Source organism: Bacillus sp. UMB0893 (genome assembly GCF_002858905.1).
Lineage (GTDB): Bacteria > Bacillota > Bacilli > Bacillales > Bacillaceae > Bacillus_P.
This window is the reverse complement of sequence record NZ_PKLB01000006.1, coordinates 158,744-175,004: the sequence shown is the minus strand read 5'-3', so window position 1 is coordinate 175,004 and position 16,261 is coordinate 158,744. Positions and strand designations below refer to the sequence as shown.

Genomic DNA, 16,261 nt, shown 5'->3' with positions numbered 1-16,261 from the left:
CCAAATGGAGTTTGTCGCACAAAGTTAGCTCATCATCCAGAAGAAAGTGCGTCAAACCGGAGTTTGCCGCACAAAGTTAGCTCCCCATCCAGAAGAAAATGCGCCAAACAGGGGTTTGCAGCAATTTAGTACCCTAATATGGCATTTTGTGGCCGAGGAGTACCTCATTCATGCATTTTTAGGGCAGTGAAATCGCCCCTGAAGCATTTATCTTCACAAATGACAAAAACAGGAGTAAGATACTTATATTCCAATCAGACAGGTGGGGTTTTATGAAAACAATTCCTAAACCTCTTGTATTAACAAATCAATGGTTTATTGTTTTATCCGTTGCGGCAACCTGGATATCAGGTTTGGGGTGGATTCTTCTTATCCCTCTTATTGCAGGCATTATGGGTCTTCTTTTTAAATTTAATCCGGTTATGAAAACGGCGAAATTGTTTTTGAAGAAGCCTATGTCAGAATATATTCCAGAGGATTTTGATCAGCAGCAGTTTAACCAGGCAATTGCAGTTATTTGCCTTAGTCTTGGATTCATTGGCTACGTTCTTAACTGGATGATCCTTGCATACATTTTTACAGCAATGGTCGCTCTCGCTGCATTCATCGCCATTTTAGGTTTTTGTATTGGCTGCTTTATTCGGTTCCAGTGGCAGCAATATCGTCATCGGAAACTTTCAAAGCAGGCTTAAAAAAAGTGTTGACTTTCTGAAAATACGAGAGTAAAGTAAGACTCACATCGAAAATATGAAACTTCTTATCACGAGAGGTGGAGGGATTTGGCCCTTTGATACCTCGGCAGCAGACTCAGATTTAATGAGAACTGTGCCAACTCCAACAAGCGTGATTTTGCTTGAGAGATAAGAAGAGTGAACGGTCTATTTCTTATGATCATTACCTCTTCTTGGCTTTCAGGAAGAGGTTTTTTATTTTCCTTGACTAAATAGATTTCTTATCCAGAGAAGCGGAGGGACTGGCCTGATGATGCTTCGGCAGCGGACTTTTTAAAAAGTACTGTGCCAATTCCAGCAAGCTGAATATAAGCTTGGGAGATAAGAAGAGACCTGGTAATTCGTTATGAATTCATGCCCTCTTCTTGTCGGATAGAAGAGGGCATTTTTTATGGTCTATTATAGGTGTTTTTACAAATTGAACCTGTTTTCACTGCCAAATCATACGAACTCAAAAAAAGAACAAGCACATAAATATCAGGGGAGGAATCGAAATGATTCAATTTAAAGGCGTTAAGAAGGTGTATAACAGCGGAGGAAAAGAGATTCGGGCTCTTGATGGCATTGATCTTCATGTCGGGCAGGGAGACATATACGGGGTCATCGGTTTCAGCGGCGCAGGCAAAAGTACGCTGATCCGGACAGTAAATTTATTAGAGCGCCCAAGCTCAGGAAATATAATTGTTGACAATCAGGACTTAACCGCTCTTTCTCAAAAGGAAGTACGCCAAGTCAAACGTAAAATAGGAATGGTCTTTCAGCATTTCAATTTATTAAATTCAAAAACCGTATTTGCGAATGTTGCAATGCCGCTTCTTCTTGCAAATGCATCGCAAAAAGTAATCAAAGAAAGAGTAACTGAATTATTGTCTTTTGTCGGCTTGGAGGACAAAGCCAATCAATATCCAGACCAATTATCAGGGGGACAAAAGCAGCGGGTTGGCATAGCAAGAGCACTTGCAACTCAGCCTTCGATTCTGTTATGTGATGAAGCAACATCTGCACTTGATCCGCAAACAACAGGTTCCATCCTTCAGCTACTAAAGAAAATTAATCAGGAATACAAAATTACGATCTTGATGATTACGCATGAAATGTCAGTCATCAGAGAGGTTTGCAATAAGGTTGCTGTGATTGAGGCCGGGAAAATCATCGAGTCAGGCTCCGTTTTTGATGTTTTCTCAAATCCGCAAACAAAAACTGCTTCTAACTTTGTCAGCTCCGTTCTAAACGATAGCATTCCAGAGTCTGTTTTGAAACTAGTGCAGGAGGAGAATAGTCAGGGCCAAATATTTAAAATTAATTTTGTTGGAAAATCATCGGGACAGCCGCTGCTTTCTCAAATTGCAAAGCGATTTGACCTTGATATCAATGTTTTGTTTGGAAACATCACAGAGCTTCAGGGCATCCCATTTGGGCATTTGATTGTTGAACTGCAGGGATCAGAAAGTGAAATTAAACGGGCCTTATTAGTTATGAATCAGGAAAATGTCACAGTGAAAGAGGTGAATGCACATGCTAGTTGATTCACAGCAAATTATTGATGCACTTATAGAAACACTTGCGATGACAGGGTTTTCATTGCTTTTTTCAACCTTAATCGGGCTGCCGCTTGGTGTCTTGCTTGTCATTACGCGCAAAGGGCATTTGTGGGAAAATAAAATCCTTTTTAATATCTTGAACGGGGTCGTAAATCTTTTCCGCTCAGTCCCTTTTATTATTTTGATGGTAGCCATTGTACCACTGACAAGATTGATAGTGGGAACTTCAATCGGTACAGCTGCAGCTGTTGTTCCGCTTGTTTTTTATGCAGGACCTTATATTGCAAGACTGATAGAGAACTCATTATTAGAAGTGGATCCGGGTGTCATTGAGGCTGCAGAAGCGATGGGTGCAACCCCAAACCAAATCATCTTTAAATTCATCGTTCCAGAAGCTTTAAGCTCACTTGTACTAAGTCTGACAATCGCGACGGTTGGTCTTGTCGGAGCATCAGCAATGGCAGGTGCTGTCGGCGGCGGCGGACTCGGCGATCTGGCGATTACATACGGCTATCAGCGCTTTGATACAGTCGTCATGATTATTACCGTTGCCATTCTCGTCATCCTTGTTCAGGGACTTCAGTCATCAGGAAACTTATTATCTAAAAAAATCAGAAGACGCTAAGGAGAGAATCAGAATGAAAAAATTCATCATATTAGGACTAATTCTTGTATTAGGAGCTTTTGCAGCAGGCTGCGGAAATAAAACAGCAAACGGCAAAGAAGAAGTAAATGTGAAAATTGGCGTAAGCGGATCAGACAACCGCATTTGGGATTTCGTTGCAAAGAAAGCCGAAAAAGAAGGCATTAACATTGAAATTGTCACGTTCTCAGATTACGTTCAGCCAAACCTGGCACTTGCTGAAGGAGAGCTTGATGCGAATGCCTTCCAAACGATTTCTTACTTTAACGCCTTCAAAAAGGAGCATAACATTGATCTTTCCCCCATCGGTACGACTGTAATTGCACCACTTGGTCTTTATTCTGAAAAATATAAATCAATTAAAGAGATTCCTGAAGGCGGAAAGATTGCTGTTCCAAACGAAGCGACAAATATGGGCAGAGCATTCCTGCTGCTTCAAGATGCAGGATTGATTGAACTTCCGAAAGACTTTGATGGTAATGGTTCATTGGACAAAATTGTTTCAAATCCGAAGAATTTAAAAATTGTCCCTGTAGTAGCAGGCCAAACTCCGCGTGTATTGCCTGATGTTGCAGGTTCTATTATCAACAATGGCATTGCAGTAGACGCAGGATTTAACCCTGTAAAAGACTCGATTTTCCATGAAGATGACACAGCTACACCTTATATCAACATTATTGCGGCACGTACAGAAGATAAAAACCGCAAAGAATTAAAACGAATTGTCGAGCTATATCAGGAAGAGGATACAGCCAAATTTATTGAAAAAGAATATGACGGAAGCACAATTCCTACTTTTGTTCCGCTTAGCAAAATTGGAGAGTAAACAAAATGGGGTCTGACCCCGCTTCAGTAAAGTGTTAAATCAAAGGAGGCCCCGGCATGAGTATAGTTGTTGAAACATTGAAGGAACAAATCATATCTAATGTGGAAGAAAATGAAAGCAAGTATCTTCAAATCAGCCACTCGATTCATGAAAATCCTGAGATTGGAAATGAAGAGTTTTTCGCATCAAAGCTGCTTGCAGATTTACTTCATTCTGAGGGATTCAGCGTTGAACGAGGAGTAGCAGGCCATGAAACGGCTTTTCTCGCCCGGAAAAAATCTTCTGTCAAAAATGGACCGGTCATAGCTTTTTTAGCGGAATACGATGCACTGCCTGGGTTAGGCCACGCTTGCGGGCATAACATTATCGGCACAACCAGTGCCTCAGCAGCCATTGCTTTAAGCAAAGTTATCGAAGAAACAGGGGGAGAGATTGTTGTCCTCGGAACTCCAGCTGAAGAAGGCGGTCCAAACGGAAGTGCGAAGGGCAGCTTTGTAAAACATGGTCTTTTAGAAGGAATTGATGCAGCATTAATGGTGCATCCTGCTAATGCTACAAGGATAACCGGCAATTCTCTCGCAGTTGATCCACTCGACTTTGAATTTATCGGCAAGCCTGCACATGCAGCGGCAGCTCCCCATCATGGGATCAATGCATTAGACGCTGTTATCCAGCTTTTCAATGGGATTAATGCTTTGCGGCAGCATGTGACAAATGATGTGAAAATTCACGGCATCATTACACATGGCGGCGATGCACCGAACATTGTACCTGAATATGCAAAAGCCCGTTTTTATATACGGGCCGCTACCCGTAAAAAATGCAATGAAGTGACAGAACGTGTAAAAGCAATTGCACAAGGTTCAGCACTTGCGACAGGTGCAAAACTTAATGTTATCGCCTTTCAGAATGAAGTGGATAATCTGGTTTTGAACCGGACGTTTGATGAGGTGTTCAAACATGAGCTTGAGGACCTTGGCGAAAGTGTTGAAACAAGTGAACGTGATGGACTCGGATCCACTGATGCCGGAAATATCAGCCAGGTTGTGCCAACGATCCATCCTTATATTAAAATCGGTCCGGAAAGTTTAATTGGCCATACAGACGAATTCAGGGAAGCAGCAAAATCTAAGCAAGGTGATGAAGCTCTCTTACTTGGTGCAAAAGGACTTGCGCTCACTGGATTAAGGCTGCTTACGGATGAAGCAGTATTGCGTGAAATTAAGGTTGAGTTTGAGGGACGCAAAACCCTTGAAGCTTAATACACGTCTTAAATGAAAGAACCCGTCAACATTCGGGTTCTTTCTGCTTTTTAGGAAGCAGTTTGCGAATAATCACAGATTCCCAAATTCTCCAAGGAAGGACTCTTTTCAAGGATAGTGATAACCAAACTCCTTTTCCTACGGTATATCTTAACTTTGTCTCTTCTTTTTTTTTACATATCTTCTTGATCAGATCTATCACTTCCATCGGATCTCCAAGCTTTTCTCTGCCCCGTTCAAGCTCTTCTTCAATACCGGTCATGTATTCATAATATGGAGAGTCTTCTATCATTGAAAGCGGGGAAACTCTTTTTCCTGATGTCCAAATGTTTGTAGAAAATGAGCCTGGTTCGATTAAAATAACATCAATACCGAATGGCTTTACTTCAAGGCGCAAGCTTTCACTGAAGCCTTCAAGTGCATGCTTTGAAGAAACATAGGGTGATAGACCTGGAAATCCAATTAATCCGCTAATGCTGCTCATGTTGATGATCTTGCCGCTGCGCTGTGATCGCATAATAGGAAGTACAGCCTGTGTAACAGCTATCACGCCAAAGAAGTTTGTTTCAAATTGTTCGCGATATTCATCGACAGTGATTTCTTCCCCGAACCCCCCAAATGCAAAGCCGGCGTTATTAATTAGAATGTCAATTTTTCCTGATTCATTAAGATACTGTTTAAGTGCATGAATAGAATCAGCAGACGTTACGTCCAGGTGAAGAAGAGTCACATTTTCATCTAAGCCATCATTCCTCACTATCTCCTTAAAGTCAGCAGCTTTTTCCATATTTCTCATTGTGGCGATTACGTGATATCCTGTTTTTGCAAGCTTATGTGCAGCAAGCATTCCAAATCCGCTCGACGCACCGGTAATTAGCACCGTCTTATTAGACATTCGGTTTCTCCTTTAATGAAAGTTTAGAATCTATCATTATTATAAGGGCTATCTTTAAAAAGAAGAATGACAAAACATGTGGTGAAGATATGGTTTATCAATCCTGACCGTGCATTGCCGACCTTGGGCGGAATGTTTTTGGGTGCTCAATTACAATGCTGGCATGGGTTTGATTATTGGACTTTATTAAAAATAAAACCATCACTGACAGACTGAGGATTCTCGTCTGTTTTTTATTTCATTCTAGTCTTGACCCTCCTGTGCAGGGGATGGTTTATTATGAAAAAGAACAGAAATCCGGAGGTTGTTCATGTATCGTATTGGCGAATTTTCTAAAATAACGAACTTAACGGTAAAAACATTGAGATACTACGATGAAGAAGGGATTCTACGACCGGCAGTAAGAGATGAAGATACGGGCTACCGGTTTTATGATGCAAGAGACTATGAAAAAGCACAGCTTATTCATCTCTTAAAAACGCTGGAATTCAGCATTGCTGAAATAAAAGATGTTCTGAATCAACATGAGGACGATCTCGATCTCAGTTATTTTATTAAAGAGAAAAAAGAAATGCTGGAAGAAAAGATCAGTCATTTAATAAGTGTTCAAAAGAAAATGGAGGCTTACTTGCTGCCAGAAAAAGGAGATCAGAAGATGAATTATGAGGTAAAAATAAAAGAAACACAGCCGATTAAGGCTGCTTCGCTTCGCTACAGAGGAAAGTATGAGGAAACAGGACACTACCTTGGACAGCTATTTAAAAAGGTTAAGTTTAAAGCGAATGGAAAGCCGTTTAGCTTATATTATGATGCGGATTTTAAGGATTTCGGTGCAGACATTGAAGTGTGCATTCCCGTAAAGTCAGAGGTAAGCGGCAAAGATGTGAAAACTAGGACACTTCCAGAAAGAAAAGTCCTATCAGCCACTCATATTGGTCCATATGAAACCATCTCAAATGCTTATAAAGCATTAACAGATTATGCAAAGGAAAATGAAATTGAATATGAAGTGCCATTCCGAGAAATATATCATAAAACGCCCGGAGTGATTCTAAAGGGAAATCCAAATAAATATGAAACAGAAATACAATTCTTAATAAAGCATTAATCCGTAACATTCAGTCTAAAAAAAGACTGAATTTTTTTCTTTTAAGTGAGAGAATTAGGAAAAAACATCGTCTAATTAGTAAAAGCATCAAAGGGGTGGGTGAATGAACGAACATCATAGAGCAGTAGAGCGTTTGTTTACAGATTATGGTGATGATATTTATCATTTTCTTGTTTACTACAAGGGAACACATGATGTTGAAGATGATGTACAGGAGGTTTTTTTGCGCGCTTTGAAAGGCAGCTTCCGGGGTGAGTCTCATCCGAAAACATGGCTGATCAGCATTGCTAGAAGAATCGTCATCGATCAAAGAAGAAAAATGAGATTTTTTCCATGGCAGCCTATTTTGCATACACAGAAAACTCCGGATGACATTCTGCTTGAAAATGAAGAACTGAAAACTATTTACAATTCCATACATGAGCTAAAAAAAGAATATAGGGATGTAGTCATGCTGAGAATGATTTCTGAACTTTCAGTGGAAGAAACGTCAGAGGTGCTTGGCTGGTCAAAGGAAAAAGTGAGCAGGACATATTACAGGGCGCTTAAGAAATTAAATCAAACGTTACAGGCTCCATTAAAGGGAGGAGGGGCAGAACTTGAATCCTGAGAATCTTAACTTTCCGAAAAAAATATTATCAGACGTTCAGAGAACTAAAATCAGCAAGGTTTTGGCGGAAAAACAATCTGGTGTTTCGATGTCTGTCTGGCACCGAATGTTCCAGCTTTCCGTTACGTTGATTTTCTTAATAGGGATAGGCTTATTTGCTTCCTATTTTATTAACCAGGATGCCGGGGGAAGATCTGCGAATGAAGGCATGCCATATAAAATAAAGCTTCCAGGCAATGTGACGCTTGAGAACGCCGGAAGAAATGAGATGGTTTTTAAACAAGGTGATCGTGTTGTGGGCGGTATTATGCCGAGCTCAATAGAAGAAAAGGAAACCCTTGAGAGCGGCCCTGGAATTTTTGAAAAAAGAGAAGTAACCGAATTGAAATACCCTGCTGTGAGAATTCTTGAGCATGTGAAAACGATGACTGCTACGCAAACGTATCATTATTTTGTTGAAGTAGATGAAAAAACTATGGTTAGAGTGTACTTTCATACTCCATATGTAACAGAAGAACCAGCAGCTGCAGCCATGCGTACATTTGAAGTGAATTGATAAAGAATATTAGGATAGCAGATTGGATGTAAAATGCAAAACAAAAAGGCACATTATTTTGATGTGCCTTTTTTGTGATATCTATACGATCTATTTAATACACCTTATCACCGTTAAAAATAGAATTCTTCACGACAACATAGTCAACATGACGAATGGCTTCCAGATTAGTGCCTCCAGCATAAGAAATAGAGGATTGAAGATCTTGCTCCATTTCATTCAATGTATCTTTTAATGAACCTTTGTGTTCAACAAACATTTTTTTGCCTTCTACATTTTTCTTTTCGCCTTTTTGAAATTCCGATGCTGACCCAAAGTATTCTTTATAGAACTTTCCATCTTTTTCAAATGTTTGTCCTGGGGATTCTTCATGACCGGCAAACAATGAACCAATCATCACCATTGTTGCACCAAATCTGACTGACTTAGCTATATCGCCATGTGTACGAATACCGCCATCAGCAATTATTGGTTTACTTGCTGCCTTCGCGCACCAGCGCAGTGCAGCTAATTGCCAGCCGCCAGTTCCAAATCCGGTTTTAATCTTAGTGATACATACCTTCCCAGGTCCAATGCCGACTTTTGTTGCATCCGCTCCGGCATTTTCTAATTCTCTTACTGCTTCTGGAGTACCTACATTACCTGCAATAACAAAACTATTTGGCAAGTGTTTCTTAATATGCTGAATCATCTCAATTACTGCATTGGAATGACCGTGTGCGATATCAATCGTAATGAAATCTGGTGAAAGCTGCTCATCTGATAATTGTTGGATGAAGCTATATTCTTCAGCTTTGATTCCAACACTTATTGATGTGATTAATCCACGTGATTGCATCTCTTTAATAAAAGAAAGTCTCTTCTCAGGTTCGAAACGATGCATAATATAGAAATAACCATTTTCCGCTAAGTAAATTGCAATCTTTTCGTCTATAATTGTCTGCATGTTTGCAGGCACTACAGGCAATTTAAATGTATGTCCGCCTAATGATACAGTTGTATCACACTCAGATCTACTGTTTACTACACATTTCGCCGGAATTAATTGAATATCTTCATAATCAAACACGTTTTCCATAGTTAACACCCCTAAAAACGAATATTAAATTAATATCTTTTAATAATGTTCGTACATAACGTAATTTACATTATTTTTTCCAATCTGTCAATTTATAATCCACAATCCGTCTATTTAATGGAATAAGTGGAGAGGTCTCTCTCAATTTAATAGACATTCAGATCTATATATTGATAGAATAATCAGAAATATGGTAGAGGTGAATGGAAATGAGAAAAAGGTTAGGATGCTTACATGCACATTATTCGAATATAGAATACATAGAAAATGCGCTTTCCTCTTTTCAGATTGAATTAATACATTTTGTTGACCCAGCATTAATGTATCGAGTTACAGCAGATGATAATTTTCAAGAATCAGACGCTCAAAATAAAGTTAAAGAGCAAATAGAATGGATTAGCCAGTGTAATGTTGATGCGATCCTAATTACTTGCACAAACTATATAGCAATTTTACAAGAAGACCCACTCTCATTATCAGTCCCAATTATTAAAATGGATGAACCTTTCTTTGATTTCATATGCAATATACAGAAGCCGCACACAATTCTTTTTACAAATCCTTCAACTGTTGAGGGTACAGTTGAACGTCTAAGACATTATGCTTATAACCATCAAAAATCTTTAGATTTAGAAGTTATTGTTATAAATGATACTTTTGAATTGATCATGCAAGGACAAAAAGAAGAATACAATCAAGTAATCTCAAAGTTCTTAAATTGCAATATTAAAGATGAAAAGAAAGTGATTTCCGTTGCTCAATTATCTATGGTGGAGGCAGCCCGGCAATTTGAGTATAAAACATCAAAGACTATTATTAACCCATTGAATACATTAGTATCTGCGATTGTTGATCAATTAGAATTAGAGAAGAAAAATCAATCATAAACTGACTTGTCCTGGTTCGATTAAAAGGCGCCACTCATTCATTAGAAATCTCCTTGATATTATGTCAAAAAAATTGTCTTGTTTTCTGACCTAATAATGAAATATAAAGAGTTATGAGGAAAACTAACTAGTATAATACAGATATTTATTTTCAAGGAAAATATACATAAAAAAAGCGAATGTAAGAAAAAGGAGTTTAAATAATCAAGCAGAATAAAAGGAATAAAGGATTTTTATGACAAAGCGGTGGGTCTAATTGAAAAAGAATGCTCCTAATAAAATACATATTATAGGTTCAGTTGGCAGCGGCAAAACAACTGTAGCAAAAGAGTTATCTTTTAAGTTAAATGTTCAATTTTATGAATTGGATAATGTTGTTTGGAAAAGAGAAAAATCTGGAGAAATAAAAAGAACTGAAAAAGAAAGAGAAGAATATTTGAATACTCTTCTAAGTTCAGATGCTTGGATTATTGAAGGAGTTCATAATGAAGAGTGGGTATCTAAAAGTTTTCATAATGCAGAATTAATTATCTTTTTAGATACAAGGTATTCTATAAGAATCTATCGAATTATTAGGAGGTTTATCTTACAAAAAGCCGGATTAGAACATTCAAATTATAAACCAACATTTAAAATATTTTTTAACATGTTTAAATGGAATAAATATTTTGAAGATGTAGGGAAACCAAAATTCTTTGGCGATTTTGAAATGTATAGAGACAAGATAGTAGTTGTAAAAAATAAAAATGAGATTGAAAACTACTTTAACTAAGGAACAGCTTTGATTTTACTTTTTTGAGGTAAGTGATCATTAAAAAAACTGCTAAGGGGATATTTATGGATATTAAAATAGATGATTTAACTGGATCTGAAGTGATTGAATTGGTGAGAGAGCACCTATATGGCATGACCCTGCATTCCCCTCCAGAAAGTATACATGCACTAAATCTTGAGGAATTGCGAAAACCTGAGATTACATTCTGGAGTGTATGGATAGGAGATGAATTAGCTGGATGCGGGGCACTGAAAGAGCTTGATGGTCAACATGGAGAGATAAAATCAATGCGAACGTCTTCTGCACATCTAAGAAAGGGTGTTGCAAAACAACTGCTTCAATACCTAGTTGAAGAAGCTAAGCGACGCGGGTATCGGCGTTTAAGTTTGGAAACGGGATCAATGGATGCTTTCGAACCAGCAAAAAGACTATATGCAAAATTTGGATTCCAATTTTGCAAACCGTTCTCAGATTACATTGAGGACCCAAATAGTGTATTTATGACAAAGGAAATATGAGTTGCTTTTTAACTACTATGATATATGTACCTTTTCCTGAACAGCAGTATTGGAAGTCATAATTTTAGAACACATCCAGTATCTTGAAAGGATAACAATATGATTTCAGATGAGGCGCTACCGTTTAGAGAGTATCATCTAAAAATCAAGGAGGTACATATGTTATGGCAAAAAGTGTTTCAAAAAGCCGTTTATTAACAGCCCGGGTGATGAGCGGACTTGTAATCCTGTTTATGTTATTTGACAGTGTTATGAAATTTATCAAGCCTGCTGAAGTTGTAGAAGGGACCCTTTCGCTTGGTTTTGAGGAGCATCATATTTTTATCATTGGCTTGCTTGGACTTTTATCTGCAATTCTGTATCTTGTACCGCGGACATCTATCTTGGGGGCAGTGCTCCTGACCGGCTACTATGGAGGGGTCATCGTCACACATTTGCGAATGGATGCCCCGCTCTTTTCTCATACACTGTTTCCCGTATATCTAGCTGTCTTGGCATGGGGAGGACTTTGGCTGCGGGATGAAAGCGTGCGCAGTCTTTTCCCGTTTAGAAAGCAGCATTTTGCTGACAAGGGGATTGAATCGGATATTTAAAGATATGGAAAAAATCTGGTCAGCGCTGATGATCAGGTTTTTTCATTTTGCTTTTATATCGGTATTTTAATTGTCACTATTGTCGATTTCGACTTTTGAAAGGCATCAGTTCGTTGCATATATCTCTTCAGTATCCAATTTTATCATCAGGTAAAATCTCATAATTCAAATTCATATTTTTGCTCCTTTTTTAATTCAATCCAACTCCCTGCGGTATAATTTTATTACACTATGACGCGATAAGAAGGACCCCATGTCTATTTAGAAGAAATAGTAAAAGAGTGAACATAGACGCACTATACTATAAAATGACAAAAAAATAGAAAGGTAAAAGAATATGTCTAAATGTCCATTATGTGATAGGAATAACAATTGTGCGATCTCTAAAGGAGAAAAACCTGAGTCTTGCTGGTGCATGAAAGTATATGTTTCAACCAAACTATTTGAAAACATTTCTTTAGAGAAAGATCGCTGCTTTTGTAGAGAATGTATAGAAAGAGCAGATGATAGTTGAGCTGAAAGTTTATTATGGTTGTTAATTGAGTATGTGGCATAAGCAGTTCGAAATTTGTTTAGGGTGACCAAAAGAGAGACTTTTGGAACACCCTCTTTTTTTTAATATTTTTCTCTATATTCATTTTACATTGCTGTTTTCCTCTTTGTATTTCTTAATTGAAACCATTATTTACGGCGAAATGCTTTTTTTCTTCATTATATTCCATTTCAAAAAATAATAGAGCTGCGGAGTTACAATTCCAAGAAGAATCATGGCGATGCCAGCTATTTGTACAGCCGTAACCTGCTCTTTTAAAATGATAATAGAACAGAGAATGGCAGTCGGCAATTCAGCTGCACCTAAAATGGTAGCAATACCTGATCCAATTTTGGGTGTTCCAATGGAAAATAGTACAACCGGTATGAAGACGCCGAAAAAGCCGAGAAGCAATGCGTAAATCCATAAACCTGACTGCATTGAGTCATTTACAAGAAACTCCGGAGAAAATATGACTAATAAAAAGCCTGCAGCACCCAGTGACATAAATAAACTTCGATTTAAAGATGGAAGCTCAGTAGCAACTCTTCCGCTTGCAAAAATAAAAAGCGAAAATGAAACAGCTGATAGCAATCCCCAAATGATTCCTGGATCATTAAGGCTCCAAGCGTCATTCCCGAATATATTTCCCGCCATGAATGTCCCTATCAAAAGAATGCCGGCAGCAAGCACCTTATCAGGACTTGGCATCTTTTTCTCAGCGATCGATTCAATGACAATGCCAATCCATGTAAATTGAAATAATAGAATAATTGCAATCGATGCAGGAATGGTTTGGAGAGACATTCCGTAAAAAATACCAGTCAGACTGGTCGTGATTCCTGTAAAAATTAAGATAAGCGCCTGCTTTAAAGAAGCTTTTTTTCTTGAAAATAAAATGACACAGAACAAGAACATGAAAAACCCAGCTAAATATTGGCTTCCAATCACTTCATTTACGGTAAAGCCCTGAGCGTATGCCAGTTTAATAATCGTAGAGATGACTCCATAGCTGCAGGCGCCAATCAAAACCAGGAATGAGTATTTGAATAATTGGCTCACAAACAAATCTCCTTATGAAACAAGCTTTAATCCAACTGTAGCAGAGATAATCATACTAATAAACAGTATTCTCTTCCAGCTGCTTGAATCCCCGTATAATAAAATTCCGACCAGTGCACTGCCTGCTGAACCAATCCCTGTCCAAACAGAATAGGCTGTTCCGAGTGAGATGGTTTGAAGGGATTGATTCAAGAGAAGAAAGCTGATTGTAAACCCGGCAATCATAATCAGTAAGGGAACAACGCCCTTTGCATCTTTCATTTTGTTGATGCCAATGACTCCGACAACTTCAAAAAGGCCTGCTGTTATCAGTAAAATCCAATCCATTAGTGTGCAGCCTCCTCTTTTTTATCATCTGACAATGTTTTTAAGCCTGTTACACCTGCAACTAAAATCACAATCAGCAATATTTTAATGAGCTGAAATGGCTCATTGAAAAAGAGAATTTCAGAAATAACGGTTCCCGCAGCGCCGAGTCCTGTAAATACGGCATACACCGTACTGACCGGCAGCCTTTTTGTTGCTCCTATCAATAAATAAAAACTCACACATATTGTAATGATCGTTATCAGCCATTCATACCAGCTGTCAGAATATTTTAATCCTGCAACCCAAATGACTTCAATGAAGCCGGCTAAAAATACTTTGATCCAGTCACGATTCATGATGTTCTTCCTTTCAATTACGAGATTCCATTCCAAAAAACGTTCCAGCAGGGAGGGAGTCTCTTATTAAAGCGTTCTTTACCTCCATAAAGCATTTCAACAAGAACCGCATCTACCAGCCCCATATATGCAATTGCAGCTTCTGAAACATTGACTGAAATAACATGTTCATTAGTGAAAATTGCTGTGAGAAGTTCTTCAAAGGTATCGAGATAGCTGTAAACATGGTTCATAACCTCTTCATATAAGTGAGAGGGCGGCAAAAAACAAATGCGCAGCATGAATTTTGTATTGTCATCTTTTTCGTAGCGATTGCTGTACTCTGCAAGATATTGATAGAGGACGTTCTTTAATGGTTTTGTATCAGATGGTACGAAGTATTTTTTAATATACTCGACTTCTTTATTCAAAACTTCTGTCATCACAGCGAGAAACAGTTCATCTTTGCTTTTGAAATGAGTATAAATCGATTGTTTTTTTATCCCGACTTCATTAGCTATTGCAGCTAATGATGCACCTTCAAATCCTTGAGCTGCAAAATGATGGATCGCAGCTTCTTTTATTTGATCAGATGTCATTCATTTATCACCTTCCTGACGTTCGTCAGTTTATTATATTCCCATTGAAATTGGAAGTCAACAACAACTTAAACGGAATGAATATCCGTCTATTTCTATATCTTTACATTGTCATTCGTTATTAGTTGCTGTTATGCTTATTTATGGACTGAAATCAGAATAAATTTTTTATAATAAAATCCATATACAGGAGATTTTCATATATGAAGAAAGCACCTTTGATTCTTGTAGTATGCTTCTTTTTTTCGGCCTTATTATCGACCCAGGCTCGTGCTGAAGAGAAGAATGTAAATGAGCCTGACATTCAAAGTGAATCAGCTGTATTAATAGATGCGAAGTCAGGTCAAATTCTTTATTCGAAAAACAGTGATTCTGCGATGTATCCCGCTAGTGTAACAAAGATTGCAACAGCTATCTACGCGATAGAAAAGGGAAACGTGGAAGATGTTGTGACGGTCAGCAAAAATGCGAGAAGTGCAGATGGGACAAAGGTTTATCTTGAAGAAGGTGAACAAGTCACATTAAAAAAACTCATTCAGGGTCTGCTTATTAATTCAGGAAATGATGCAGGAGTAGCGATTGCTGAACATATAAGCGGGGATGCTGAAACCTTTTCAAAAGAAATGACAGCTTTTCTAAAAGAAGAAGCAGGCTTAAAACAAACGAATTTTAAAAATCCCCACGGTCTTTTTGATCCTGAGCATGTAACGACTGCGGAAGATCTTGCAAAATTGACACAGTACGCTGCAAAAAATGAGCTTTTCAAAGAAATTTTTTCGACAGAAGAGCTAAAGTGGGATGGGGAGTCGTGGGATACTACCCTGCACAATCATCATAAACTTCTCAAGGTCACTCCATATGACGGGATGATTGGCGGGAAAAATGGTTATGTGAGCGAATCCGGTTTTACCTTATCTACTCTTGCTGAAAGAGAAAATATCAGCCTTATTGCAATAACTCTTAAAGCACAAACAGACAGAATTTCTTATAAAGATACCGTGAAATTATTAGATTACGGCTTTTCAAATTTCACATCAGAATCTATTGCAGAAGGCACAGCGTTTGAAGATCAGAGCGGCCAGGAATTTACTCTGAGTGAACCGCTGTATTACGCAAAAAAAACGAATGAAAGCATCTCAACTGACGTTAATCTGGACGGAAAACTAGAAGTCGAAGGGGAGGATGGCAGAGAAATCACTTCCCATGAATTGAAGCCTGTTTTGGGTGATGCAAAAAGTGGCATGAAGCAAACTGTGGCAGAGACTCAGCCGGCTGTTGGACAAAGTATTCTGCATGATCATTTAAAACTGATTGTCATGTCTTCCTTTGCGGTTGTTTTGCTGCTTGTTGGTTATTTCTTTACGCAAGTGAAAGGATTATAAAATTATAAAAAATCCTTTC

At 38.3% G+C, this 16,261-nt stretch carries 21 protein-coding genes and 2 riboswitches; of the genes, 15 read left to right on the top strand and 6 right to left on the bottom strand.

Annotated elements, in window-relative coordinates:
• The first annotated feature begins 272 nt into the window (after positions 1 to 272).
• The 5 genes from CYJ36_RS14500 to CYJ36_RS14480 all read left to right on the top strand — a co-directional run bounded on the left by CYJ36_RS14500 (position 273) and on the right by CYJ36_RS14480 (position 5,003).
• A complete protein-coding gene (locus CYJ36_RS14500; protein ID WP_101567977.1) occupies positions 273 to 692 on the top strand; it encodes a DUF4395 domain-containing protein in 420 nt (139 codons plus the stop codon).
• A 62-nt stretch (positions 693 to 754) separates the two neighbouring features.
• Positions 755 to 867: riboswitch (SAM riboswitch) on the top strand.
• A gap of 82 nt (positions 868 to 949) precedes the next feature.
• Positions 950 to 1,059, top strand: a riboswitch (SAM riboswitch).
• Positions 1,060 to 1,225: 166 nt separating this feature from the next.
• Positions 1,226 to 2,257 carry a methionine ABC transporter ATP-binding protein gene (locus tag CYJ36_RS14495; RefSeq protein WP_101567976.1) on the top strand — a complete coding sequence of 344 codons (1,032 nt, stop codon included), beginning with the start codon at positions 1,226 to 1,228 and terminating at the stop codon, positions 2,255 to 2,257.
• The gene (locus CYJ36_RS14490; RefSeq protein WP_101567975.1) at positions 2,247 to 2,897 is read left to right on the top strand and encodes a methionine ABC transporter permease; all 651 of its coding nucleotides are present in this window, start codon (positions 2,247 to 2,249) and stop codon (positions 2,895 to 2,897) included. The genes CYJ36_RS14495 and CYJ36_RS14490 overlap by 11 nt, the downstream gene beginning before the upstream one ends.
• 13 nt (positions 2,898 to 2,910) lie before the next feature.
• A complete protein-coding gene (locus CYJ36_RS14485; RefSeq protein ID WP_101567974.1) occupies positions 2,911 to 3,741 on the top strand; it encodes a MetQ/NlpA family ABC transporter substrate-binding protein in 831 nt (276 codons plus the stop codon).
• A 56-nt stretch (positions 3,742 to 3,797) separates the two neighbouring features.
• A complete protein-coding gene (locus tag CYJ36_RS14480; protein WP_101567973.1) occupies positions 3,798 to 5,003 on the top strand; it encodes a M20 family metallopeptidase in 1,206 nt (401 codons plus the stop codon).
• Positions 5,004 to 5,028: 25 nt separating this feature from the next.
• Here the strand turns inward: CYJ36_RS14480 and CYJ36_RS14475 are convergent, their stop codons facing one another.
• Positions 5,029 to 5,898, bottom strand: a complete 870-nt coding sequence (locus CYJ36_RS14475; protein ID WP_101567972.1) for an SDR family oxidoreductase — start codon at positions 5,896 to 5,898, stop codon at positions 5,029 to 5,031.
• 66 nt (positions 5,899 to 5,964) lie between these two features.
• On the opposite strand from CYJ36_RS14475, the gene CYJ36_RS23710 reads away from it, so the two are divergent.
• The 4 genes from CYJ36_RS23710 to CYJ36_RS14460 all read left to right on the top strand — a co-directional run bounded on the left by CYJ36_RS23710 (position 5,965) and on the right by CYJ36_RS14460 (position 8,172).
• The gene (locus CYJ36_RS23710; protein ID WP_219621107.1) at positions 5,965 to 6,114 is read left to right on the top strand and encodes a hypothetical protein; all 150 of its coding nucleotides are present in this window, start codon (positions 5,965 to 5,967) and stop codon (positions 6,112 to 6,114) included.
• Between the two features lie 94 nt (positions 6,115 to 6,208).
• On the top strand, positions 6,209 to 7,006 hold the full coding sequence (locus tag CYJ36_RS14470; protein WP_101567971.1) for a MerR family transcriptional regulator: 798 nt from the start codon (positions 6,209 to 6,211) through the stop codon (positions 7,004 to 7,006).
• Between the two features lie 103 nt (positions 7,007 to 7,109).
• A complete protein-coding gene (locus CYJ36_RS14465) occupies positions 7,110 to 7,616 on the top strand; it encodes an RNA polymerase sigma factor (protein WP_101567970.1) in 507 nt (168 codons plus the stop codon).
• Positions 7,606 to 8,172 (top strand): hypothetical protein, encoded by a 567-nt coding sequence (locus tag CYJ36_RS14460; protein WP_101567969.1) that lies wholly within the window; start codon positions 7,606 to 7,608, stop codon positions 8,170 to 8,172. Before CYJ36_RS14465 ends, CYJ36_RS14460 begins: the two co-directional genes overlap by 11 nt.
• A gap of 94 nt (positions 8,173 to 8,266) precedes the next feature.
• On the opposite strand, the gene guaC is transcribed toward CYJ36_RS14460, so the two are convergent.
• A complete protein-coding gene (guaC, locus tag CYJ36_RS14455) occupies positions 8,267 to 9,250 on the bottom strand; it encodes a GMP reductase (RefSeq protein ID WP_101567968.1) in 984 nt (327 codons plus the stop codon).
• A 203-nt stretch (positions 9,251 to 9,453) separates the two neighbouring features.
• Here guaC and CYJ36_RS14450 point away from each other — a divergent pair, with 203 nt between their 5' ends.
• The 5 genes from CYJ36_RS14450 (at position 9,454) to CYJ36_RS24850 (ending at position 12,537) form a co-directional block, all read left to right on the top strand.
• A complete protein-coding gene (locus CYJ36_RS14450; RefSeq protein ID WP_101567967.1) occupies positions 9,454 to 10,137 on the top strand; it encodes a hypothetical protein in 684 nt (227 codons plus the stop codon).
• A gap of 256 nt (positions 10,138 to 10,393) precedes the next feature.
• The gene (locus CYJ36_RS14445; protein WP_101567966.1) at positions 10,394 to 10,909 is read left to right on the top strand and encodes an AAA family ATPase; all 516 of its coding nucleotides are present in this window, start codon (positions 10,394 to 10,396) and stop codon (positions 10,907 to 10,909) included.
• Between the two features lie 65 nt (positions 10,910 to 10,974).
• Positions 10,975 to 11,430 carry a GNAT family N-acetyltransferase gene (locus CYJ36_RS14440; protein WP_101567965.1) on the top strand — a complete coding sequence of 152 codons (456 nt, stop codon included), beginning with the start codon at positions 10,975 to 10,977 and terminating at the stop codon, positions 11,428 to 11,430.
• A gap of 164 nt (positions 11,431 to 11,594) precedes the next feature.
• Positions 11,595 to 12,023 (top strand): DoxX family protein, encoded by a 429-nt coding sequence (locus tag CYJ36_RS14435; protein ID WP_101567964.1) that lies wholly within the window; start codon positions 11,595 to 11,597, stop codon positions 12,021 to 12,023.
• A gap of 337 nt (positions 12,024 to 12,360) precedes the next feature.
• Positions 12,361 to 12,537, top strand: coding sequence for a cysteine-rich CWC family protein (locus CYJ36_RS24850; RefSeq protein WP_101567963.1), 177 nt, complete (start codon positions 12,361 to 12,363; stop codon positions 12,535 to 12,537).
• Between the two features lie 171 nt (positions 12,538 to 12,708).
• On the opposite strand, the gene CYJ36_RS14425 is transcribed toward CYJ36_RS24850, so the two are convergent.
• Genes CYJ36_RS14425 through CYJ36_RS14410 form a run of 4 tightly spaced genes read right to left on the bottom strand, consistent with a single transcriptional unit; the run spans position 12,709 to position 14,860 of the window.
• The gene (locus tag CYJ36_RS14425; RefSeq protein WP_142382714.1) at positions 12,709 to 13,617 is read right to left on the bottom strand and encodes an EamA family transporter; all 909 of its coding nucleotides are present in this window, start codon (positions 13,615 to 13,617) and stop codon (positions 12,709 to 12,711) included.
• A 12-nt stretch (positions 13,618 to 13,629) separates the two neighbouring features.
• Positions 13,630 to 13,944: a DMT family transporter gene (locus tag CYJ36_RS14420; RefSeq protein WP_101567961.1), complete on the bottom strand. Its 315-nt coding sequence runs from the start codon at positions 13,942 to 13,944 to the stop codon at positions 13,630 to 13,632.
• A complete protein-coding gene (locus tag CYJ36_RS14415) occupies positions 13,944 to 14,282 on the bottom strand; it encodes a DMT family transporter (protein WP_101567960.1) in 339 nt (112 codons plus the stop codon). Before CYJ36_RS14415 ends, CYJ36_RS14420 begins: the two co-directional genes overlap by 1 nt.
• Before the next feature lie 17 nt (positions 14,283 to 14,299).
• Positions 14,300 to 14,860 carry a TetR/AcrR family transcriptional regulator gene (locus tag CYJ36_RS14410; RefSeq protein ID WP_101567959.1) on the bottom strand — a complete coding sequence of 187 codons (561 nt, stop codon included), beginning with the start codon at positions 14,858 to 14,860 and terminating at the stop codon, positions 14,300 to 14,302.
• Positions 14,861 to 15,063: 203 nt separating this feature from the next.
• Between CYJ36_RS14410 and CYJ36_RS14405 the strand changes: the two genes are divergently transcribed.
• Entirely contained in the window at positions 15,064 to 16,242 is a 1,179-nt protein-coding gene (locus tag CYJ36_RS14405) for a D-alanyl-D-alanine carboxypeptidase family protein (RefSeq protein WP_101567958.1), read from the top strand.
• The last annotated feature ends 19 nt before the right edge of the window (positions 16,243 to 16,261 follow it).